At 38.6% G+C, this 23,084-nt stretch carries 19 protein-coding genes; 5 read left to right on the forward strand and 14 right to left on the reverse strand.

What is annotated here, in order from left to right:
- Positions 1-120: 120 nt before the first annotated feature.
- The 5 genes from C9J40_RS05265 to C9J40_RS05285 all read right to left on the reverse strand — a co-directional run bounded on the left by C9J40_RS05265 (position 121) and on the right by C9J40_RS05285 (position 6,143).
- Complete coding sequence (locus C9J40_RS05265) at positions 121-1,365, reverse strand: dicarboxylate/amino acid:cation symporter (protein ID WP_107206320.1); 1,245 nt, start codon at positions 1,363-1,365, stop codon at positions 121-123.
- Positions 1,366-1,671: 306 nt separating this feature from the next.
- Positions 1,672-2,802 (reverse strand): S-(hydroxymethyl)glutathione dehydrogenase/class III alcohol dehydrogenase, encoded by a 1,131-nt coding sequence (locus C9J40_RS05270; protein WP_107206321.1) that lies wholly within the window; start codon positions 2,800-2,802, stop codon positions 1,672-1,674.
- A gap of 618 nt (positions 2,803-3,420) precedes the next feature.
- Positions 3,421-3,990, reverse strand: a complete 570-nt coding sequence (gene gfa / locus C9J40_RS05275; protein ID WP_105059970.1) for an S-(hydroxymethyl)glutathione synthase — start codon at positions 3,988-3,990, stop codon at positions 3,421-3,423.
- A gap of 176 nt (positions 3,991-4,166) precedes the next feature.
- On the reverse strand, positions 4,167-4,772 hold the full coding sequence (gene gfa / locus C9J40_RS05280) for an S-(hydroxymethyl)glutathione synthase (protein ID WP_107206322.1): 606 nt from the start codon (positions 4,770-4,772) through the stop codon (positions 4,167-4,169).
- A 144-nt stretch (positions 4,773-4,916) separates the two neighbouring features.
- Entirely contained in the window at positions 4,917-6,143 is a 1,227-nt protein-coding gene (locus C9J40_RS05285) for an NAD(P)/FAD-dependent oxidoreductase (RefSeq protein WP_107206323.1), read from the reverse strand.
- A 455-nt stretch (positions 6,144-6,598) separates the two neighbouring features.
- On the opposite strand from C9J40_RS05285, the gene C9J40_RS05290 reads away from it, so the two are divergent.
- On the forward strand, positions 6,599-8,278 hold the full coding sequence (locus tag C9J40_RS05290) for an alkaline phosphatase (RefSeq protein ID WP_107246020.1): 1,680 nt from the start codon (positions 6,599-6,601) through the stop codon (positions 8,276-8,278).
- A 229-nt stretch (positions 8,279-8,507) separates the two neighbouring features.
- Here C9J40_RS05290 and budA read toward each other — a convergent pair whose 3' ends face one another.
- The 5 genes from budA to C9J40_RS05315 all read right to left on the reverse strand — a co-directional run bounded on the left by budA (position 8,508) and on the right by C9J40_RS05315 (position 15,669).
- Entirely contained in the window at positions 8,508-9,227 is a 720-nt protein-coding gene (gene budA / locus C9J40_RS05295; RefSeq protein WP_107206325.1) for an acetolactate decarboxylase, read from the reverse strand.
- Between the two features lie 12 nt (positions 9,228-9,239).
- Complete coding sequence (alsS, locus tag C9J40_RS05300; RefSeq protein ID WP_107246022.1) at positions 9,240-10,904, reverse strand: acetolactate synthase AlsS; 1,665 nt, start codon at positions 10,902-10,904, stop codon at positions 9,240-9,242.
- A gap of 242 nt (positions 10,905-11,146) precedes the next feature.
- Positions 11,147-12,337, reverse strand: coding sequence for a NupC/NupG family nucleoside CNT transporter (locus C9J40_RS05305; RefSeq protein ID WP_105059977.1), 1,191 nt, complete (start codon positions 12,335-12,337; stop codon positions 11,147-11,149).
- A 675-nt stretch (positions 12,338-13,012) separates the two neighbouring features.
- Positions 13,013-14,479 (reverse strand): lytic transglycosylase F, encoded by a 1,467-nt coding sequence (locus tag C9J40_RS05310; protein WP_107206327.1) that lies wholly within the window; start codon positions 14,477-14,479, stop codon positions 13,013-13,015.
- The gene (locus C9J40_RS05315) at positions 14,476-15,669 is read right to left on the reverse strand and encodes a VWA domain-containing protein (RefSeq protein WP_107246023.1); all 1,194 of its coding nucleotides are present in this window, start codon (positions 15,667-15,669) and stop codon (positions 14,476-14,478) included. The genes C9J40_RS05310 and C9J40_RS05315 overlap by 4 nt, the downstream gene beginning before the upstream one ends.
- Before the next feature lie 187 nt (positions 15,670-15,856).
- On the opposite strand from C9J40_RS05315, the gene C9J40_RS05320 reads away from it, so the two are divergent.
- From C9J40_RS05320 to C9J40_RS05330, 3 genes are all read left to right on the forward strand, one after another.
- The gene (locus C9J40_RS05320; protein WP_233217668.1) at positions 15,857-16,759 is read left to right on the forward strand and encodes a hypothetical protein; all 903 of its coding nucleotides are present in this window, start codon (positions 15,857-15,859) and stop codon (positions 16,757-16,759) included.
- A gap of 78 nt (positions 16,760-16,837) precedes the next feature.
- Positions 16,838-17,323 carry a DUF1456 family protein gene (locus C9J40_RS05325; protein ID WP_105059980.1) on the forward strand — a complete coding sequence of 162 codons (486 nt, stop codon included), beginning with the start codon at positions 16,838-16,840 and terminating at the stop codon, positions 17,321-17,323.
- A gap of 149 nt (positions 17,324-17,472) precedes the next feature.
- Positions 17,473-18,378, forward strand: coding sequence for a cation diffusion facilitator family transporter (locus tag C9J40_RS05330; protein ID WP_107246025.1), 906 nt, complete (start codon positions 17,473-17,475; stop codon positions 18,376-18,378).
- A 52-nt stretch (positions 18,379-18,430) separates the two neighbouring features.
- On the opposite strand, the gene C9J40_RS21930 is transcribed toward C9J40_RS05330, so the two are convergent.
- Positions 18,431-18,676: a hypothetical protein gene (locus tag C9J40_RS21930; protein ID WP_107206331.1), complete on the reverse strand. Its 246-nt coding sequence runs from the start codon at positions 18,674-18,676 to the stop codon at positions 18,431-18,433.
- Positions 18,677-19,088: 412 nt separating this feature from the next.
- On the opposite strand from C9J40_RS21930, the gene lgt reads away from it, so the two are divergent.
- Complete coding sequence (gene lgt / locus C9J40_RS05335; RefSeq protein ID WP_107206332.1) at positions 19,089-19,889, forward strand: prolipoprotein diacylglyceryl transferase; 801 nt, start codon at positions 19,089-19,091, stop codon at positions 19,887-19,889.
- Positions 19,890-19,974: 85 nt separating this feature from the next.
- Here the strand turns inward: lgt and C9J40_RS05340 are convergent, their stop codons facing one another.
- The 3 genes from C9J40_RS05340 to C9J40_RS05350 are packed head-to-tail and all read right to left on the reverse strand — an operon-like array spanning position 19,975 to position 23,068.
- The gene (locus C9J40_RS05340; RefSeq protein WP_107246027.1) at positions 19,975-20,817 is read right to left on the reverse strand and encodes an energy-coupling factor transporter transmembrane protein EcfT; all 843 of its coding nucleotides are present in this window, start codon (positions 20,815-20,817) and stop codon (positions 19,975-19,977) included.
- A 2-nt stretch (positions 20,818-20,819) separates the two neighbouring features.
- Positions 20,820-22,514: an ABC transporter ATP-binding protein gene (locus tag C9J40_RS05345; protein WP_107246028.1), complete on the reverse strand. Its 1,695-nt coding sequence runs from the start codon at positions 22,512-22,514 to the stop codon at positions 20,820-20,822.
- A 2-nt stretch (positions 22,515-22,516) separates the two neighbouring features.
- Positions 22,517-23,068, reverse strand: coding sequence for an ECF-type riboflavin transporter substrate-binding protein (locus C9J40_RS05350; protein WP_005368393.1), 552 nt, complete (start codon positions 23,066-23,068; stop codon positions 22,517-22,519).
- Between the last annotated feature and the right edge of the window lie 16 nt (positions 23,069-23,084).

Consider the following 23,084-nt stretch of genomic DNA (forward strand, 5'->3'; position numbering starts at 1 on the left):
ATATAAAGGGAGATTAACATCAATAGTGATTATGTTAAGTAACGAGAGTTACCCTGTCAAAATCGAAAAATGCATCATAATATTGTGCAATTATGATGCATTTCCATGCTTAAGTTAAGGTTACTTATTTTGCCATTTATCAACAACAAGTGCTGCAATCAAATCACCTTCAACGTTAACGGCTGTTCTAAAGGTATCTAACGGACGTTCAATAACCAATAAAATTGCGATTGCCTCTAAAGGGATACCGACAGCCAGCATGACTAACTGCATACCTGACATAGAACCTGACGGCATACCTGGTGCGCCAATAGAAGAGACCATTGCCATGATGAAAATCATGATTAGACCACCAGTACCTAAGTCGATACCGTAAAGCTGTGCTAGGAAGATAGCTGCTACGCCTTCAAAAAGGGCTGTACCATCCATATTCATAATAGAGCCAAGCGGCAATACCATACTGCTGGTTGATTGTGAAATGTTAAGCTCTTCTTCCGCTGTTTGCATTGAAAGTGGTAGCGTTGCTGAACTTGATGATGTTGCAAATGCCATGGCCATTGGTGCTGATAGCGCTCTAAATAAGTCTTTGAACTTAATACCTGTCACGACTTTTGCGATGATAGGTAAGACAAAACCACCGTGAATAAAGGTTAGAGTAAATACCAGTAACGCAAAGCGGGCGAGTTCACCAAAAATGGCATTACCGCTTTGAAGAGTAAATTGGAAAACAATCGCAAATACAGCCAGTGGTGCTAGTTTGATGATCCACGATACCACACGGTTAACGGCAGTATTGAGTCCATCGATAACCTCAAATACAGGGTGCTTTTCCGGTAAGCTTGCCAGCAGTGCAATGCCAAGTAATAGCGCAAATACAACAATCGCTAATAAGTTAGTTGTTGCCATTGCTTGAAAAGGGTTTACCAATGCCATGTTAAATAGCTTTTCAACAATAGCGCCACCGGAGGCGGAGGTTTGATCGATTAATTGAACATGGCTGCTGACATGAACTTTTGAAGTATCGACTAATTGTGGCCATTTAGGCAGTGACAGTGAAACACCTAAGGCTAATGCAATCGCAAGCGTTGAAGTAAAGGCATAAAACGAAACTGTTTTTAAACCAAGCTCTTTTAATCGAATTATTGAGCCGATACTGGTGATACCACGTAGCAATGAAAATAGCACTACGGCACCAACAAGCATTTTTAGTAAACCAATATAAGTGGTTTTTAATAACATAAGGAGCTTGAAGGTTGTGCTTGTTTCAAACCCTGACGATAGTGGTAGCAGTGTTGCTAACGCCCATGCTAACAAGCCAGCAATAAGTAATTGAAATGGTAATGATTTTAATAAACGGCGATGCATGAGAGTCTCTTGTAACGTTCGTTGAGAATAAAATTAAAAAATAAAAATGAGCGTTGTTATAATTTTTTATAAGAAAAAGCGCTCTGACACAGAGTACCAGAGCGTGGCAAATGCCAATTCTCAATTAACGATAAGTCGGTTGTCTTTACGACTGACAGAAAAATTTGGTTTATTATTACTTTCGCTAAAAGAGGAAGTGCTGATCCGTAGCAGGTTTTGAACAAAGGTGTGAGATAAAATCTCGCCTGTCTTCGTAACAGACAGTAGTCGTTACGAAGACAGGATGTAGCTTAAATAAGAGGAAAATTACTTATCAAAGTGAATGATAGTACGAATGCTCTTACCTTCGTGCAGCAGATCGAATGCTTCGTTGATCTTGTCTAGGCCCATGTTGAATGAGATGAAGTCATCTAACTGGAACTCACCTGCCATGTAACGATCTACGATACCTGGAAGTTCTGAACGGCCTTTAACACCACCGAATGCAGAACCACGCCATACGCGACCTGTTACTAGTTGGAATGGACGAGTTGAGATCTCTTGACCTGCACCTGCAACACCGATGATTACAGACTCACCCCAGCCTTTGTGACAGCACTCAAGCGCAGAACGCATCACGTTTACGTTACCGATACATTCGAAAGAGTAATCAACACCACCGTCAGTCATCTCAACGATCACTTCTTGGATAGGCTTATCGAACTTAGTAGGGTTAACACACTCAGTTGCACCTAGTTTACGAGCAAGGTCGAACTTGTCTTCGTTGATGTCGATAGCAATGATGCGGCTTGCTTTAGCCATTGTTGCACCAATGATAGCTGCTAGACCGATACCACCAAGGCCGAATACAGCAACAGTGCTACCTTCTTCAACTTTCGCTGTATTAAGTACCGCACCCATACCTGTAGTAACACCACAACCTAGTAGACATACTTCTTCTAGCGGTGCTTCTTTGTTGATTTTCGCTAGTGAAATCTCAGGAAGAACAGTGTATTCAGAGAATGTTGAACAACCCATGTAGTGGAAGATAGGTTGACCATCTTTATAGAAACGTGTTGTACCGTCTGGCATTAGACCTTTACCTTGTGTCTCACGTACTGCTTGACATAGGTTTGTTTTGCCAGATAGACAGTATTTACACTTGCCACATTCTGCAGTGTAAAGTGGAATAACGTGGTCGCCTACTTGAAGATCGGTAACGCCTTCACCAACCATTTCAACAATACCACCACCTTCGTGACCAAGAATTGCAGGGAAGATACCTTCTGGATCATCACCTGATAGTGTGAAAGCATCAGTGTGACATACGCCTGTTGCTACGATGCGAACGAGAACTTCACCTGCACGAGGTAACATTACATCTACTTCTTCAATTGAAAGTGGTTGTTTTGGACCCCATGCAATCGCAGCTTTTGATTTGATAAATTTATCAGTCATCGTTAAATCACTCTGTTAAGCCAACTTGATTGGCGATAATTATTATTAAAATACGACAATTAAACGATATTACTCATGTCGTCTTGATGGAACTATTATATTTATTTCTTAGCAAATGATAATCCCTTGATATGGAAAATGATTATTACCAAATAGTAATAGTAAAAATTATCATTTCCGTTAAAAGCATAAAATTAACTTTAAATATTAGTAAAGAACTATACGCTATTGTAGCTTATGTTTTAAAGGAATTTTCAGGTATTCCATTTTTAATGTTATAAACACTCAAGAGGAAAAGTGTATCTTGCTGATTTTATAGTTTATTTTGACTTTTAAGAGTGGGTTTATTGAGTGTGCTTGAACAGCGTGATTAGGTTGAATGAGTAAAAGGTATAAGTGTTATTTGTCGCTATGGGAGAGCGGTTTATTTTAAAAACGTTATGAAGTTGCTGTTTGGGATGGGATTTAAAAAAACAATAGGTGTGATTGTTATCGTGTGGAAGACGGCAATAATGCAGTATTGTGTCATTCATGTATTTTATTTAACGTAAATAAAAAAGCACATGCAACCCGAATGGTTTACATGTGCTTTAAACGTTATTGGATTTATTTTATCGCTTATGCACTTTTATGGTTTTGTGCGTAAACGTGAGTTGCGATAGCATCCATTAGTGCTGGAGATAGGCAATCGTATGGCTTAAGGCCTAGTTCGTTTAGACGCGCACGGATTGCATCCATATCTTTTGGATCAGTACCCGTTTCGATGATAGAAGAAACAAATGCTGCAAATTCAGGAGCAGACCAACCTTCGTCAGTTGATAGTTCAGTGTGAACAAAGTCTAAACCGTGGAATGGGTGGTTAGTATCTTCGATACGGCCGTACATGTGAACACCACATTCTTTACAAGCGTGACGTTTGATTGCTGCATTTTGGTCAACGACAACGAGTTTGTCTGCATTTGCAATCACTTCAACGTTGTCACGAGAAATAACAGCGATTTGAGAGAAAACTGCGCCTTCAGGCTTCCAGCATTTAGAACAACCACAAGCGTGGTTATGTGCTGTTTGACCAGAAAGTTTAACTCGAACTGTATTTGTGTCACATTTACAGCTTAATACGCCACCAACAAAGTTTTCTTTAGTTGCAATAAAGCCATTATCAATTGATGGGTGTAATTTAATAGACATAAAGATGCTCTTATATTATTTATAATTAAATGTAGAGTTAGAGTGTTATTTTTAGTTTTCTATTCGTTAATTAAATATTAATTAGCGAATAGAAGTATTCTAAAGTTTAATTAGATTTAAACAATCTGTTTTACAGTAAATGATTATTACTGATTAGAAACAATAAAATTAAATTATTACTTGTTTTGCTGTGCAATATGAGTAGCAATGGCATCCATTAAGTCTGGAGATAGGCAATCGTAAGATTCCATACCTAGTTCTTCAATGCGAGCACGGATAGCAGCCATGTCTTTTAAATCTGTGCCCGTTTCAATGATTGAAGAAACAAAAGCAGCAAATGTTGGTGCAGACCAGCCTTGTGTTGGCGATAGTTCAGTATGGACAAAATCTAAGCCGTAGAATGGGTGGTTAGTATCTTTAATACGGCCATACATATGAACACCACAGTCTTTACACGCAAAACGCTTAATCACAGCAGCGTCATCAACAACTTTTAGTTTATCTGCATTTGCTGTTACTGTTACTTTGTCGCGAGGAATAACAGCAACTTGTGAAAATAGCGCGTCTTTAGGTTTCCAACATTTAGAACAACCACAAATATGGTTATGCGCTGTTTGTGACTCTAAATTAACAACAACTTTATTATGTCGGCAATGACACTGTAATTTACCGCCATTTAACGTGTTATTAGTTGGATTAATACCACGATTAACAGCAGGGTGGATATTAATAATAGTCGGTTTGTTTTTACGATTAAAAATTTTAGCGAATAGATTTAGCATTATTAGACTTATTTAATTTTGGTGTACGGATTCACTATTTACGAAAATAGTAAGATGTTGGATATTTATAATTTAATTCAGAGAGATTAATAACGGTCAATATAGTCGTTATATTGACCGTCATAGTAGAAGGCAATTTACAGATTAAATACCGTTTGGCTTAAATACCGCTTTTAGACGTTTAGCAATCATTAAACGTGAAACGGTGAACATACCTGTCACTGTCCGTTGGTGCAGGCGGAAGATCGTATCGTATAAACGACGGATCAAGCGACCTTGTAGTACCATTTTACCTTCCATCTTTGAGCCTGGTGCAAATGAACCGACTGCAAAATGGTGACCAACAGCAACAACCATACCGCCATCTTTAAATTCGAAGTCAGTCAATGGTTTACCACGTAGCATACCGCCTAAGCTTTTCGCTAGGTGTACTGCTGCACGGTTAGCCGCTTGTGCTTTAGGTGGAACAAAGCTGCCATCAGCCTGAGGGATTGATGCACAATCACCTAAAGAGAAGATGCTGTCATCAACGGTTGTTGTTAAATTAGCATTCACCTGAATTTGGTTCATACGGTTATAACTTAAACCGCCAATACCGTTTAGCCAATCCGGTGCTTTAACACCCGCAGCCCAGAACTGTACGTCAGCATCTAACTCACGGTTATCAACTGTTAGCATACCTTTTTCAGTGACTTCACGAATACGTGTATCAAGAAGAACATTTACGTTATTACGCTCAAGCTCTTTTTGTACTTTTTCTGACATTTTTTCAGGGCTATTTGGTAATACACGACCTGCAGCTTCAATCAAGTTGATATGCAGTGGGGCACCATTATAGCGTTGAAGTTTGTGGCTAACACGAGCAAGCTCTGCTGCAAGCTCAACACCAGTCGCGCCAGCGCCAACAATATTTACTGAGCGATCTTCACTTGCACGAAGGATCTGGCTAACTTGATGCCATGCTTGACGCGCTTGGCTTGCTGAATCTAGGAATAAGCAATGATCTTTTGCACCAGTGGTATTAAAGTCATTACTTACCGCACCAATCGCAATAACAAGGTAATCGTATTTTAAAGCCGCTTCTGTACCATCAGGACGACGAACAGAAAGCATTTTATTATCACGATCAATATCTGTCATCGCGGCTTGGTAATGTTGATAGCCATGACGTGCACCATGGGTGAAATAACAAACTGTATCTAAGTCGCTATCAAAAGTACCTGCTGCAATTTCATGCAAGCGAGGTTTCCAGAAGTGATGCGTTTCTGGTTCTACAAGAATAATTTCATCTTCTTTACGTACGGTTTTTGCTAATAGAGTTGATAACTCTAAGCCTGCGGCACCGCCACCTACAATAACGATTCGTGACATACGAATTCCTCAAAGGCACCCCGGGCTTCATTCCACAGGGGATGGTTTGACCATCATTAAATTAATGAGCTAATCCGTTGCTACTCTATTTTTTGTGAGTATGCCTATATGGAATGGCATGCTCTATCATTTATAAGATCAATTTCTTTGATATAAGACAATGAAATTCACCAAAATTCAAGTTTTGTGAGCTAAAGCAGGATTTTTTTTCAAAACCGTACTTTTCTTCGATGGAAGGTATTATATTTATTTCAGATAAGATAACAATGATCATAAACGTCAAATTACTTTTACTGACAGGTAATAATTAGATGCCTTAATGGTATCTTTTGTTGCTGTTGTACACATTCTGAGTGTTTTGTTAATAAAAATTACATCCCACTCAAATAAAAACGTCATAAAGACATGCGACATTCCTTCTGGTTTGACCAGTTATTATATTTAAAGGAATAGGTATGTCGTTATCACGTCGAGGATTTGTAAAAGCGCTATCATCAGCAGCGATGGTTACTTCGCTTACAGGATGTAATAGTAATGATCAACAGCAACAAAAATCGAAAATTAAGGTTGGCTTTAATCACGGCGTTGCGAGTGGTGATCCTTTACAACATGCCGTTATTATTTGGACGCGTATTACGACAGAAGCACGCTCAATTGACGTTCAATGGCAGGTTGCGACTGATGAGAAATTTATGCAGATTGTTGCGTCAGGCGAGGTGACGACCGATAGCGTAAAAGATTTTACAGTAAAGGTAGATGTTAACGGTCTACAACCTAATCAACATTATTATTATCGTTTTGAAGCCAATGATACGTTAAGTCCTATAGGGCAGACTCAAACTTTAGCAGAAGGTGAATTAGATAAAGCGTCTATTGCTGTCGTGTCATGTTCTAATTTTCCTGCTGGTTACTTTAATGTGTATCGAGAAATAGTTAAGCAGCACCAAATGTCACCTATCAATGCAGTACTACATTTAGGCGATTATATTTATGAATATGGGGCTGGGCAGTATGCCACTGAAGATGCACAACGTTTAAATCGCATTCCAAGTAAAGAGTCTGAATGCCTTACTTTAGATGATTATCGCAAACGTTATGCGCAATACCGTAGCGACAGTGATCTTCAAGCGTTACATGCGGCATTACCAATGATCGCTATTTGGGATGATCATGAAATAGCCAATGATACATGGCGAGAAGGTGCTGAGAATCATCAACAGCAAGAAGGTGACTTTGCTCAACGTCGAGCTGCAGCTGCTCTAGCTTGGCTAGAATGGTTACCCGTTAGAGAAAATCCTGTTTCTTCTATGATCACCTATCGAGACTTTAGCTTTGGTGATTTGTTTGACTTATATATGTTAGATACCCGCGTTGTCGCGCGTGATGAACCGCTTGACTACTTTTCACTGGCTGATACATCGATTGAATCTATCTCTGGGTTAATTCAACAGGCACGCGCTCCTGAACGCAAGTTACTCGGCAATGATCAAAAGCAATGGCTCAGTGAGCGTATGACAACGAATACGGCAAAATGGTCATTGTTAGGCCAACAAGTGTTAATGGGTAAGATTGAAATGCCAAGTAGTGTCATGATGGGGTTGTTTCAATTATTTCAGGCAAGTGATGCAAACAAGTCAGCTGCGATGATCGCGGTACAGAATGCAATTAATACCTATTTAGCTGATCCAAGTTCAGACCCATATTTACTTCCATATAATTTAGATGCTTGGGACGGGTTTTATATGGAGCGTGAATGGTTATACGGCATGACGACAACGTTAAATAAACAACTTATCACGCTAGCAGGCGATAGCCACAATGCTTGGTGTAGTGAATTAAGTGATCATAAAGGAAATGGGGTGGGGATTGAGTTTGCAACAAGCTCGGTGACCTCTCCCGGATTAGAAAAATATTTAGGGTTAGATTTGCAAACTATTGGGCAGATGGAATTTATCCTACCCCAATTAGTTTCAGAACTTCAATGGGTTAATTTAAAACAACGTGGTTTTATTCGTTTAGATCTTGATCATCAGCAAGTGCTTTCAACGTGGCACTTTGTTTCGACGGTAAAAGAGAAAGAGTACCAAGTAGAAACTCAGAAGCTGGTGACCCAAAATGGATTAATGGTCAGATAAACCTATTTATAATTAACAATGAATAACCTGATGAATTGCCGTTTGGTGAATGAGTCAGGTTATTTTATTTACTAATAAAGAAATTACCGTTTCATTACCTGGCAATCCTGCGCAAACATGGGTATTTGATCAGAGTGACTTTAGGCTGTATGAAAAATAAGAGATAAAAGAAAAGGAGCGTTAATAAACGCTCCTTTTGTCATTAAGAAATGCCTAATCTTTTCAATGTTTATTTCTCAGTTACATGGATCGCAGTTTGCAGATCTTCAGGGTGAAGATCTGCGCGATCAAATTCTTGTGAGGCGGGCATACGAAGGTGGAAATCTTTAAATATTTCAACTTCAACATTACCTTCTGTGAGAATAAAGTCACTCACATGACCACCTTGAGTACGATCATCACTAATAAAGTGAAAGTGGAACCCCGGCACATTAATACCAATCATATAGTCTGGTATTTTAAAACCAATCATCACACCTGAAACATGCGTCATTTCAGCAATAGGTTGATGTTTAACAACTTCAACCATAGGTGGATATGGACGGTGCTGAGCCGGCACTGTACGTGTTTTAACATACGAGAACTTACCTGTTAAACGGATGGCATTAATCGCGTTGTGAGCGAGTAGATCTTGCTCTAAGCACGTTTCAAATTCTTTTTTACTTAGTTCAATTAAACTCAGTTTTGCTTTTGGCTCAAAGTTAACAACCGAAGCAAATGGTGTGGTGATATCGTGATCAACAAGATGAACATCGCCTGTGCTTGTAAGTTGGTAAACGTCATCACCCATTACAATCATTTCACCGTCAAGATCGTTAAAGGTACCAATGCCAAAGTTACCATGATCTAATAACTGACCAATTGTGAAATCACCTTGATATAAGCCTGCAATTAATGCACTCATCATTGAGGTTTGGTAGAACGTTTTGTTATGTGTTTCGGCACTCATGTGATGCTCCTATTAATCTTGTTGGCATGGATGAAGTTGATCAAGTAGGCGACTGTTATCGCTATAATCAACATTGACGTTAACCAATACTGGGCCACTTAAGTTCATAGCTTTTCGCATAACAGGCTCAATATCATCGGCAGTATTGATCGCTAAACCATGTGCGCCGAAACTTTCTGCGTACTTAACAATATCAGGACCTATAAAGCTGACAGCACTCTCTCGACCATACTTTTTAAGCTGTTGGATCTTAACCATGTCATAACAGTGATCAGTCCAAACAAAGTGAACGATATTACATTTATGACGCACGGCCGTGGCTAATTCCATTGATGAGAATAGGAAGCCACCATCACCAGACATGGAAATGACTTTTTCATTAGGGTGAAGAAGGGAAGCTGCAATTGCCCAAGGTAAAGCGACGCCCAATGTTTGTTGACCATTACTGAACAATAAACGACGAGGTTCAAAGCTGTGGAAGTAACGTGCCATCCAAATATAGATAGAGCCTACATCACAACATACAGTGGTGTCGTCACTGACAAAGCGACGTAAATCATGAACAAAACGAAGTGGGTGAACGCCGTTTGATGAGGTTTTATTTATCCCCATCTGCATAATATGTTGTAAATCGTGGCGTAATAATTGGATTTGTTGGTTACTTTCTAAGGATTCTCGCTTATCTAATTCAGAAGCAATAGACGTAACAGACACCGCTAAGTCACCCACAACTTCACAAACAGGGTTATAGCTAATTTCTAAATCTGCTTGTTGATAACCAATATGAATAATTGGGGTATTTGCATCTTTATTCCAAAGAATCGGATCGTATTCAATGGGGCTATAACCAATGGTGATGATTAAGTCTGCGCTGTTTAACGCAATATCACCGGGTTGGTTTTTAAATAAGCCCACTCGACCTAAAAAGCAGTTGTATAAATCATGAGAAATAACCCCAGCTGCGGCAAACGTATTCACAACGGCAATTGGTGTTTGTTTGAGTAGTTGGCGAATGGCATCAGTAACAAAAGGCTGGCTTGCATCCATACCCAGTAATAACACCGGATTTTTTGCAGCATTAATGCGATCAGCAGCCTGACGAATAGCTTGTGGGTGTGCACCACCGAACAAAATTGGATTAGGCTGTTGTACTGGTTGGTAAGGAATACGGTTAGTTAGAATATCTTGCGGTAGACTAACAAAGCTAGCACCTTGGGTAGGTTGCTCTGCAATACGAAAAGCTTTATGTACAACATCAGATACCGAGCCGCTATCCATCACTTCTGCTGAAAATTTGGTGATAGGAGTAAACAGTGAACGGGTATCCATGGATTGGTGAGTATTGTGAGAATACATCGAAAGCGGTACAGCACCTGCAAGTGCAACCACAGGATCACCTTCACTGTTCGCTGTTGCAACGCCTGTGACAAGGTTTGATGCGCCCGGGCCAGAGGTCGCTAAACAAATGCCTGCTTTACCCGTTAAACGCCCTGTTGCTGCTGCCATAAACGCTGCATTTTGTTCATGATGACAAATAATGATTTCAGGTCCGTTATCACAAACAGCATCGAAAACAGCATCCACCTTTGCACCTGGAATACCAAAAATGTGTGGAATGTTATGTGCATTTAAAGTTTCAACAACCAGTTCAGCACCAGAGACGGTTTTATCCGACATATAAGCCTCAAAATTATATTTATTAAGTTAATAGGCTCAGGACATTGTTCGTGAATTCGAATTTTATGTGATGAGTGGCACAATTCTATACATTCATCATACAAATCAAATAACTGAAAATGAAAGTTAAATTCTCAATTTACAGATAAATAAGGGGAGGGGGAATTTACGATGTAATAAAAATGCCAGCCTTCATATTAGAAAAGACCGGCATTTTAAGGGAGGAATGGCAATGACAACGATTAAATCATGATGCCTGCAATTAACGCTGATAGAAAACTAACGAGCGTTGAACCGTAAAGCAAACGTAAACCAAAACGTGCCACCATATTACCTTTTTCTTCGTTCACCCCTTTTACAGCACCAGCAATAATACCGATAGAGCTAAAGTTAGCGAATGACACAAGGAAGATAGAAACAATACCTACGGTGTGCGGTGTTAATTCACTTACTTGTTTTTGTAGTGACAGCATTGCTACAAATTCGTTAGCAACAAGCTTGGTTGCCATGATACTACCTGCTTGTAGGGCTTCATGAGCAGGGATACCCATGATCCATGCAAATGGATAGAAAGCGTAGCCAATAACATCTTGGAAGCTAATACCGAATGCAGCATCAAAGCCGGCATTAATCATTGAAATTAGCGCGATAAAACCAATCAGCATTGCCGCTACAATAACCGCGACTTTAAAACCAGTAAGAATATATTCTCCTAACATTTCAAAGAACGTCAGTTTCTCACCACTTTCAGCCGCCATCATCTCATCAATATTCATCTCTGCTTCGTGGTCATATGGGTTAATGATAGAGAGAATAATGAAGGTACTAAACATGTTTAGAAACAAGGCAGCCACGACGTATTTAGGATCGATTAGCTTCATGTAAGAACCGACAATAGACATCGATACGGTTGACATGGCTGTTGCCGCTAACGTGTACATGCGACGCTCAGACATTCTACCGAGAATATCTTTATAGGTGATGAAGTTTTCAGATTGACCGACCATTAAGGCACTAATAGCGTTAAAGGATTCAAGTTTACCCATGCCATTAACTTTTGATAATAAATATCCAAGGCCTTTTATGACATATGGCAAAACTTTGATGTGCTGAAGAATACCAATCAGTGCTGAAATGAATACGATTGGCATTAGAACACTTAAGAAGAAGTTAAAGCCATCATTGTTAGATAGGTTACCAAAGACGAAATTTGTCCCTTCTGCGGCAAAATTGAGTAATCCATTAAATCCATCAGCAAACTCTTTAACGATCCCTGTACCCATTGAGGAGTTAAGCAAGAAGTAGGCTAATCCCATTTCAATAAGCAGTAGCTGAATAATATATCTGTACTTGATGTTTTTACGGTTATTACTTGCAACAAGTGCTAGGGCTGCGATAACGATTAACCCTAAAACGAAATGTAGATAGACCATGTTTGGTTGCTCTCAGTGTGATTCTTATCAAGATATATACTTATGTTTAAATATTTCTTTCTCTCTAAAAGTGACTTAAGTCTCACTTTTGGGTCGCGTAATTTTCTGTCACTATTACGTGCTTAGATGAATTACGATTGCGGCAAACGATTGCAGTTCGAAAGAGCCCTGTCATTACTGGGTTGTCGTTATACGCTCATATAACTGTATCATCAACATGCCAAATGAGCATAACTGTGAACTGAATCTCACCTGTAATATGATTGAAAAATACTTTTTAGTGGTTTTGGAATATCGCAGTAGTCCAATCGGTAAAAACACGATGATTAAATAGGCAATTGTAGTCTCTGTGTATATCAAATGTTATTTTTTATTATGTTTAATAAATATGGAAAATAATATTTTAGATAAATAAATTTCAGAATTTTTTAAATATGATTCAATGCTGCACTTAATATTCATTTGTCTTACAAAATGAAATATTATATTCGTGATAATTTAGTGGAATAGAAACGATGAAAAAATCCTCTAAAAATCGTAAGCTATGGTACTTCCATCGACACGATCAGCGTAATGAAACAAGATTGAATAAAAGCTTAAAGGCTAAATAATGCATGTATGGCTAACTTACGTTGATCGTCTAAACGAAAGGCGACTCAACGTAAGTAAGTATACTTATTCAAGAATGGTAGGGACATTAAACCGGTAAGGTGGAACAAAAGGTCGGACACCTTTCTGGCGGTATTTTTTTAAACGCATTAATTGTTTATAGACAATGTAATAACGATTTATATTTGTAACGTAGACAACAGGTTGTTTGCCTATATATCTCCTGGTAATAATTTCAACATTATTAAACCATATATCAGGGTTATAGCCTTTTTCCTTTGCATAACGTCGCATTTTTCTAATATTGCCAGGTCCTGCATTATAAGAGGCGAGTGTCATATACATTCTATTATCATAGGTTAGACTGCTATCATCTAAGTAATTATTTTGGATATAGCGCATATACTTTATACCCGCATGAACATTATTACTTGCTATATAAATGTTAGGAATATTTATATATCGATCTCTTGCTGTACTTGGTAGTACTTGCATGATGCCAACGGCACCTTTATTGGAGACTTTATGCTGATTAAGCCCTGATTCTTGGAAACCCTGAGCCATCATCATTAAATAATCAAAATCATATTCCGTAGAATATTTAAAAAACAGATCAGAAAGTTTTTCCATTTTATCCATATTACTATGGTTCAATAGGTTTGTTATCCAGCCTTGATTATTTAAATACTTGTTATAAATAACATTTCCTAATAATGACCCTGATTTTATTTGTTCAATATACCTATTAACTAATTTCATTAATTTAGGGCTATCTTTTCTCATTGCCCAGGCTATTTCACCGTTTTTCCTTAAAACGAAAGCAGAATTCATGCGTAATTTTGGTAATATCTTGTTCCATATTTTCATCTTATGATCATCTAAAACGGTCATATTCATCAACCCGAGATTAACCATTTCCAACAACTCATAATCTTGCAGTGTTTCTTCTAAAAAATGGATCTTCATTGGCGCTAGGCGTTGGAGTAATAGACGATTATTGACTTCAAGTAGGCTTTGATAGTAGCTCGAACTTTTTCTTACCCAGATATCTTGATCGCTGAGTTGCTCTATTTTTGTAATTTCAGGTGAATCAATATTATTAATAATAACTTCTGAAATATTGGTAAGTACAGGCTCACTAAAGGCGACTTGCTTTTTGCGCTGTTCAGTAATGGTTAAATTAGCGACGGCAAGATCACCATATCCAGTAATTAAGAATTTGATGAGTTGATCTCGATGTACAGGGATCACTTGAATATTGAGTTTTGGATAAGTTTTATGAATATCTAACTCAAAGTGGTGAAGTAATTCAGCGATAATGCCTTTTGGAAGACCATCTTCAATATAGTAAAAACCTAAGTCAGCCGAAACTAATACTCTTAGCACCCTTTTTTTTTCAAGGACGCTAAGATCGCCAGTGTAAGTTGGGCCTGTGAGCGGGGACAGTGCTAAGCCTAAAGTAGTGCTGGAAGTAAAGAGTAAAGCCAGATATACCCATAAAGGTAATAACAGCCTTTTTAGTCGAACGTTCATAGGAAACTAAAGCCTTTTGATTTAGCTTGATCCTGTATGGTTAAAATAATCGCATTTCCCAAATCATCCTTAGCCTTTGTGTTCTCATTTTTCGATTGTTTTATGAAGTGTTTTCGTTTTTGCTCTAACGTTGATATCTGTTGTTTCAGCTGTACTCTTTGTGCGATTTGTTGTTTAAGCTTTTCGGTGATTTGTTGCTCATTTAATCCATGATAGTGCTGTTGATCTTTTTTCGCGAACGCTACACCTTGTTCTAAATTTTGTTGGGCAAGCGAAATCAAATCCCAATCTTGTGTTTTATACTGCTTTCCTGCTTTGGCAATACTGCGCTCTGTGCTACTAGATTTAGAAAGGCTTGATGCATTCATATCTTGAGCGATTTGCTGGCTTTTCTTACTTGCCCCTTTTGTACCATAACCGATGTAAGTGTCATTAATTTTACGGCCCAGTTGGATGATATCATCGTCGTAAGGGGTCTCAATATGGGGGGCTTTCTTGTTATGGTCGATATTCAAATATTTGCCATGACTCAGCAGTGCAGGTGTTGCCCACTGTAATTTACGACCTTTTAAATGGGGGCCGCAATATAAGGTGTTGATGATGATATCTTTACTGACTGCTAGAGGAATAGCATGGCTAATCGGAATATCACCTTGTTGAAACTCTTCATTACCTGCAATGATGATTAAACGAAGATCGTCTTGATGGGGGCTCCACTGTAAACGGTTTGTTGCCTCTTGAATTACTTGTGGCGCATATTCTTTACTCCCTCCAATCTTTATTGCAAATAGTGCTTCTGAAAATTGGTCAAGATCTGAGGTGAGTGGTGAGAGTAAACGTAAATAACCATCATATTTTGATTGATGTTCAACACCATATTCAAACAATGCAACTTGTAAAGTAACAGGGCGATCATGTTTATTGGCTGTTGCGATGGCATTAATGATTGACCAGATCTGCTCTCTTGCCTGATTAATTAATCCTCCCATAGAACCACTAGCATCGAGTAAGATCGCGACTTGAATTGTGGGGCCTGTACGAGTAAAAGGTATGGGCGTGTTATTATTATTTGTTTGTTCTGGTTGTAAAATCTCAGGCAATACGAGTGCTGGTGGCTTTTTATCACTGCTACTGTAGGTAGGAATAGAGACCACCAGAAGAAAACTGAGCATTAATAGTCGTATCAGCATAATATCTCGCATATCAATATATTAAGTGCTAAATGTCAGCGTACACTAAAAACTAATTCTCTAAGTATGGTTGGTAAGTGCTATTTGTGCCGAGTTTGAGGCAATATTTGTGGTTTCCAATAACAAGCTAATGGTAATAAAAACATGCTAAGTCATCACGCATTTTAAATTTAATAGGTTAGTGTCAGTGGCGGATATATTTAAAAAAAACATCTATCTGATGGTAGTGTTACTCGGTTTATCAGGTTGTAGTTCAGCGTCTACGTATTCAGTACGTAAGCCTTTAGACGTTGATGTGCTGGCAAATTTGCCTGAAGTTTTAAATGAATCATCAGGTTTGGCGATTATTAATGGGCATGTATGGTCACATAATGACAGCGGCAGCCGAAATCAGATTTATCAACTGTCTTCTAATTTTCAAACAGTCACAAAAACGGTGACGGTTAAACGCAGTAAAAATTATGATTGGGAAGATTTAGCGCAGAGTAAACGCTATTTATACATTGGTGATACAGGAAATAACTCAACACGCCGTGATGGAGGTGTGATTTATAAAGTACCACTCGCCTCGCTTGAAAAAGGCTCGTCAGTCACGCCTGTTTCAACTATTCGATACCGTTTTAAAGATTTTAAACCGGGTAAAACGTATCAACATAATTTCGATAGTGAAGCGATAACAGTTGTGGGTGATCAATTATGGCTATTTAGCAAAAACTGGCAAAATGAGCATACCAAGCTATACCGACTCAGTACGACTCAATCTAGCCAGACGGTCTCACCGGTTGGGGATTATTTAACAGAAGGACTCATTACGAGTGCTGATTATAACGCCAAGACCTCAACACTTGCGTTATTAGGCTATCGTAAAGACATCTTTTTAGGTTATTCCTTTATTTGGTTAGTCAAAGTGAAAAACAATCAATTGGATTGGTCAACGGCTAAATATAAGCGTTTAAGAATTTATTCACAGTGGGAAGCTGTGCATTGGTATAAGGATAATAAACTCTTAATTACCAGTGAGAAGAACCCATTAACTAAAGCAATGATAGCAACGGTAGATGTGTCATCTTTGATCAATGCAAGTGAATAACCCTGCAACATCTGCTAGTATCTGCCAAAACTTAGCTGTGATCCCCATGAAGGGACAGCCTACTAAACTGGAAAAACTGTGACTAATAACGATATTTTACGCCGTGTACGCTACATCTTTGATTTAAATGATAGCCAACTAATTGAAATCTTTGCACAAGCAGATGCAACTGTAACTCGTGAGCAAGTATGTAACTGGTTAAAGCCAGAAGACAATGACGATTACAAAAGCTGTTCAGATGAAGAATTTGCAACGTTTCTTAACGGCTTTATCAATCAAAAGCGTGGCAAGAAAGAAGGTCCACAACCAGTACCAGAGCAAAAGCTAACGAATAATATTATTTTCCGTAAGCTGCAAATTGCCTTAAATCTAAAAGCAGATGATGTATTAGATTTGTTTAAGCTGGTGGATTTCCGTTTAAGTAAGCATGAATTAAGTGCGTTTTTCCGTAAGCTTGATCATAAACACTACCGTGAGTGTAAAGATCAGGTACTACGTAACTTTTTACAAGCATTACAGATCAACCTTCGTGGTGATGAATCTGCGACGGTTGAAGCCGAATAATCGTGTTGTTTTTATAGACATAACACAATAAATCGAAAGTGATAAAAAGCAGCGTTGGCTGCTTTTTTTACATCTGTAATATCAGGTTGCATGTGATTTTTATTAGAAAGAGTAAAATTAATAGAAATTAAATTTATGGAAAACGGCCAATGGCGCATTCACATGAACACCATGTTTCAAATTACAACTCCGCCTTTGCAATAGGGATTGTACTAAACCTTCTTTATGTCATTGTAGAAGCGACTTATGGTTTTATTACTGATTCTTTAGCATTACTAGCCGATGCAGGGCATAACCTTAGCGATGTTGTTACTTTGGTCTTGGCATGGGGAGCTTTTGCATTAGCAAAAAAAGCGGCAACTGAGCAGCGAACCTATGGGTTCCGTAAAGTGACAATATTAGCTTCATTAACAAGTGCGTTATTATTATTGTTTGCGCTTGGAGCAATTGCATGGGAAGCGGTTCTACGATTTTCTGACCCCCGTCCAGTGGCTGGTACCACGGTGATGGTGGTGGCTTTTATTGGTGTGATCATCAATGCTGCGACAGCGATGTTATTTGCCAAAGGACAAAAGCATGATTTAAATATGAAAGGGGCTTTCCTTCATATGGCGGGTGATGCCGCAGTCTCTCTTGGTGTGATTATTACCGCTTTGATTATAAATATTACTGGGTGGGATTGGTTAGATCCTGCGATGAGCTTAGCGATTGTCGTGGTAATTTTAATCGGTACGTGGAGCTTACTAAAAGACTCAATCAATTATTCATTAGATGCGGTGCCGAACAACGTTGATATATCAGCATTAAAAACCTATTTAGCAGAGTTGCCGCATGTTAATACTTTCCATGATTTACATGTTTGGCCGATGAGTACTACTGAAAATGCCATGACAGTTCACCTTGTTGTTGATGAGTATGTTGAGGGGCAAGGTTTACCTGATGAAATCAAACATTATGTTCATGATCACTTTGACATTGAACATGTGACAGTACAAATTGAGGCATCATCTTACGCATGTGATAGTAAGCATCAACATTGCGGTATACAGCAGTAGTTTATTAGATTAAAGATTTAAACGTTTTTTAGTTAAAGCATTTTAGGCAGCTCTACTTCAATAAGCACTTTTTATTATTAGCCTGTGACCAATAAATTCTAGCACTACGATCTCTGACAATTTTATAGCAATGTCTATCGATTTCTTTGTAAATAAATTGAATGTTCGGGCTTGAAATAAGTAGGCCATCAGTGCCGTATTTATTATGGAAATCAATTGAGTAATCGAGGTGATGTAATGAAGGTGCAGCATGTAAGGCGGATGAGAAAAATAAGCTTATAACGAAAATCTTCATCATAACCAGTCCTTGTTTTTATGGTAATAAAAAGAGCCGCTTAATAAGTTATAGCAGATATATTCATGTGTTGTTTATATTTAGAAAAAGAGTGGCCGCAATAATTATTAATTTAATTAACGAGTTAACGGCATAACCATTTTTTATTGGTGCGGCTATTTCTCACGATGATGATGACGTTGAAATATTAATGACACGGACAGACAATGCATTTTATAAGAGTAAGAAAAAGGCCGAATTTGTTTATCTATCTCGCTTTAAACAGACATAAAGATAGTTATGAACTGACGGATAGGATTAAATTTACTTAAATTAAGCTAACGTTTATTCACCATAGTGATTTTTCTTGATAACCTGTGCTTATTGTAAGTCGTCCATCTTGTTTGGACACTATATTACTGAGAAGGTAATCTCGTTGGAACATTTTGTTTGGGATGTAAACCCCGTTATGGTGTCAATCTTCGGCTTGAAGATTCATTGGTATGGTGTGTTATTTGCGTTAGCAATTACTGCTGGTTTCCAAGTTATGAAGTCAGTGTATGAACGTGAAGATAAGCCGGTAGAAAGTTTAGATTCATTATTAATGTACGCCGTCGTTGGTATTATTGTTGGCGCGCGTTTATTTCATGTAGTGTTCTACGATCCAGACTATTACTGGGCGAACCCTGGCCAGATTATTGCGGTATGGAACGGTGGGTTAGCAAGTCACGGTGGTGGTTTAGGTGTTATTCTAGCCGTCTACTTCTATACTAAGCGCTACAAAATTAACTTCATGTGGTTACTTGATCGTTTAGCTATCGCGACAGCATTGTTCGGCTTCTTTGTTCGTACGGGTAATTTCTTTAATTCAGAAATTCTTGGTACACCGAGTAATCTTCCATGGGCTGTTATTTTTGAACGGGTTGATATGATCCCGCGTCACCCTGTTATGTTGTATGAAGGGTTTTCTTACTTAGCCATCTTTGTTTTATTGTTTGCGCTTTATCGTAAAACAGATATTGGTAAGTATAAGGGGCTACTGTTAGGTTGGTTCTTAGTATTAGTGATGACAGTACGTTTCTTATTAGAATTTATTAAAGTCCATCAGGCTGACTATTCTACAGATATTGTGCTTAATACAGGTCAACTGTTAAGTATTCCATTTATTATTGCTGGTATTATCTTGGTGATTCGAGGTCAAAAAGCGCGTCGATTAGCGCGAGAATCACAAAGTTAAAACGATTTGCACTGAAGATATCAAAAAGCCGATCTCATGATCGGCTTTTTTGTTGCTGTTAACTGATACTGAAAAGCTAAAGTAATCAGTGGAACGGATACCAAAATAAGCTGGTGGATTCAACGCGGTGGAAAATACCAAAACCAAGTATTGCTACAATAATGACTAAAGCAATGACATCATTTTTAGTCATTGGTTTTAAGCTATACCAAGTACGCTTTTTATTGCGACCAAAACCTCGTAAAGTCATTGCATTGGAAATGACATCTGCACGATCTAAGCTTGAAAAAATTAATGGGCCAAGAATCTTTGCTACATTACGGATACGTGTCATCACTGGTGCATTTTTTGAAATATCCACCCCACGTGCTTGTTGAGCATGCATAATATTAGTGAAGTCTTTCATCACTTCTGGCAGGTAACGTAAGGTTAAGCTAACAGCGTAAGCAACACGATAAGGTACCCCCAGTTTATTTAAACTTGCTGAAAACTCTGTTGGATGAGTGGTGAACACAAACACCAATGCGATCGGGAACATGCTGAAATATTTTAGTGTCACTGTTAACAAGTAAAACAATGTTTCAAGCGTAATATCGTAATGACCAAAGAGATGGATCAGAACGGTTTTACTGTGCATATAATCGGTGCCTTGCTGCGGTGCAATCAAGAACATAAATAATGCGTTCATCAGTAAAACGACAGCTGTACCCATGAGTAACGGTTTATAAACCTTAAAAGGTATCTGGGTTTCTTTAAGTAAGAACAGACCTAAAATAATCAATCCACAAATAACACGTAGATCGAACGTCAATAATACCATGGTAACCCAAGCCATAAAGAGAATGAGTTTAGTAATACCGTTTAGCGAGTGTAGCCATGAATGGGTATTAATATAACTAATACCAAATTTGAATTTATTGGTTTTCATGATTATTTCGTTTTTGCTTCGTGCTCAATAAAACAACGGATGAAGTTGTCGATACGTGTAATGCCCATAGCCTCAGCTAAAGTGTAAAGGCTTGTCACTGTTAAGTTAGCTTTATCAAGTAGGGTTGGCTGGCTAAATATACGGTAGACACTGTCATCTGCTAGCAATTGGCTGTCAGCAATAACAATGGCGCGCTGTGTGTATTCCAGTACTAAATGCATATCATGCGAGATAATAATGATGGTAATACCAAGCTTTTCATTAAGCTCTTTAATGAATGCCATCATTGCGGTGTAGTGGTGGTAGTCTTGTCCTGCTGTTGGCTCGTCAAGGATCAACAGTTCAGGCTCTAACACAAGCATAGTCGCAATAGTTACACGTTTCTTTTGGCCAAAACTCAGTGCATCAATCGGCCATTCACGGTAACGACCTAAGCCACAGAGCTCAAGCATGTGATTAACTTTGTTTTTTACTGTATTTTCGTCAACACCACGGTTACGAAGCCCAGATGCGACTTCATCGAAAATCATGTGGTGTGAAATCATATGATTGGGGTTTTGTAATACCACGCCAATTTTATGGCTGCGTTCAAAGATAGAACAACTGGCGAGATCATTACCGTTTAACGAAATAGTACCGCTATCTTGCTCCAATACTCCCATGATTAAACGGGTGATGGTTGACTTGCCCGAACCATTTTTTCCCATAATCGAAACAAATTCACCTTTATGGACATTAAAGCTAACATCATTAAGGGTGTTTTTTACGCCATCATAGGAGTAAGACAAGTTTTTCACGCTCAATAATACTTCGCTAAGCTCAGGCTTTTGTACTGGCGCCACCTGATGAAACCATTGCTCTAGTTGTGGCTTAAATTTATCTAGCGAAAGGGTAGAGAAATAAGCGGGGTGATCGTCTTTTGAAAGTGTACAACCCGCCGCTTTAATAGCAGAAATATATAAAGGTTCACGTATACCGTGCTGCTCAAGCACCGTACTTGCTAATAATTCGTCAGGCGTCATATCTGCAACAATTTCACCACGATTCATCATAATGATGCGATCAACGGGACGATGGAGCACATCCTCTAAACGGTGTTCAATGATAATCACTGTTTTGCCTGTATCTTTATGCAGCTTATCAATGATCTCTATTGCGGCTTTACCTGTTTTGGGATCAAGGCTTGCTAAAGGTTCATCAAATAACAGGATATCAACATCATCAACCATCACACCGGCTAAAGATACACGCTGTTTTTGACCTCCACTTAAATCAAATGGAGAGTGGTCAATAATCGCGTTCAAATCAATCATGTCAGCCGTTGCTTGCACAATATCGTGCATCTCTTTTTGTGGGATCATTTGATTTTCGAGCGCAAAAGCAATGTCTTCGCCGACACTTAACCCTACAAACTGACCATCAGTATCTTGCAATACTGTACCAACCATACTTGTACAGTAGTCGAGGCCCATTTTTTGAGTATCTTGCTGATTAATAGTGAGTGTACCTGAACAATCACCTTTGATTGCATATGGAATGAGACCATTAAGACATTGTCCCAATGTTGATTTACCACTACCACTAGGGCCAACAATCACGACTTTCTCACCAGCGTTAATGGTGAGATTGATATTTTTTAATGTTGGCTTTTCAAGTGCCCAATATTTAAATGAAAAATCAGTAAATTGAATAGCCATGCTTAATATGCCTCTTTGAGGTTGTAGCTTTGCTGTTTACGTTTAGCAACAGATGTCAAAATAAAGTGTCCCACAACGGCAATTAACGTTGTGTTACCTGCCGCAATAATGACAAGTTGCGCTAAGACTTTGGCAAAAGGTTCGGCATAGAGAATTGAGTCTAAAAAGGCAGAGCAGCCATAACCAATCACATTGCCTAAGAATGCGAGTACTACAAATAGAGTGAAATCAAGTTTAGAAAAAAGGCCTTTTTCCAAGCGTTCGCGGGTGAGTTTAGGATATAAGCCAATGATCATACCAACGATTCCAGAGCCTAAAACCCAAGTGAACCAAACTCCCCATCCGGCAAACAGATCTGTTACCCAGTGGCCGATAAAACCAACAAGAAAGCCAACTAATGGGCCAAATAGAACAGCGAATAGTGCCAGTACAGCCATAGCTGGCTTTAAAGTTGTGTTTGCAAAAACAGGAATACCAAACATAGGTAACCCCCCAATGCCGTAAAGTGCAGCACCGATAGCAATCAGAACAACCGTTTTGGCTGAAAGACTCATAACTAAACCTTGTAAA

Origin of the sequence: Photobacterium sp. GB-72 (genome assembly GCF_003026095.1) — a bacterium.
In the GTDB taxonomy this organism is placed as follows: Bacteria; Pseudomonadota; Gammaproteobacteria; order Enterobacterales; family Vibrionaceae; genus Photobacterium.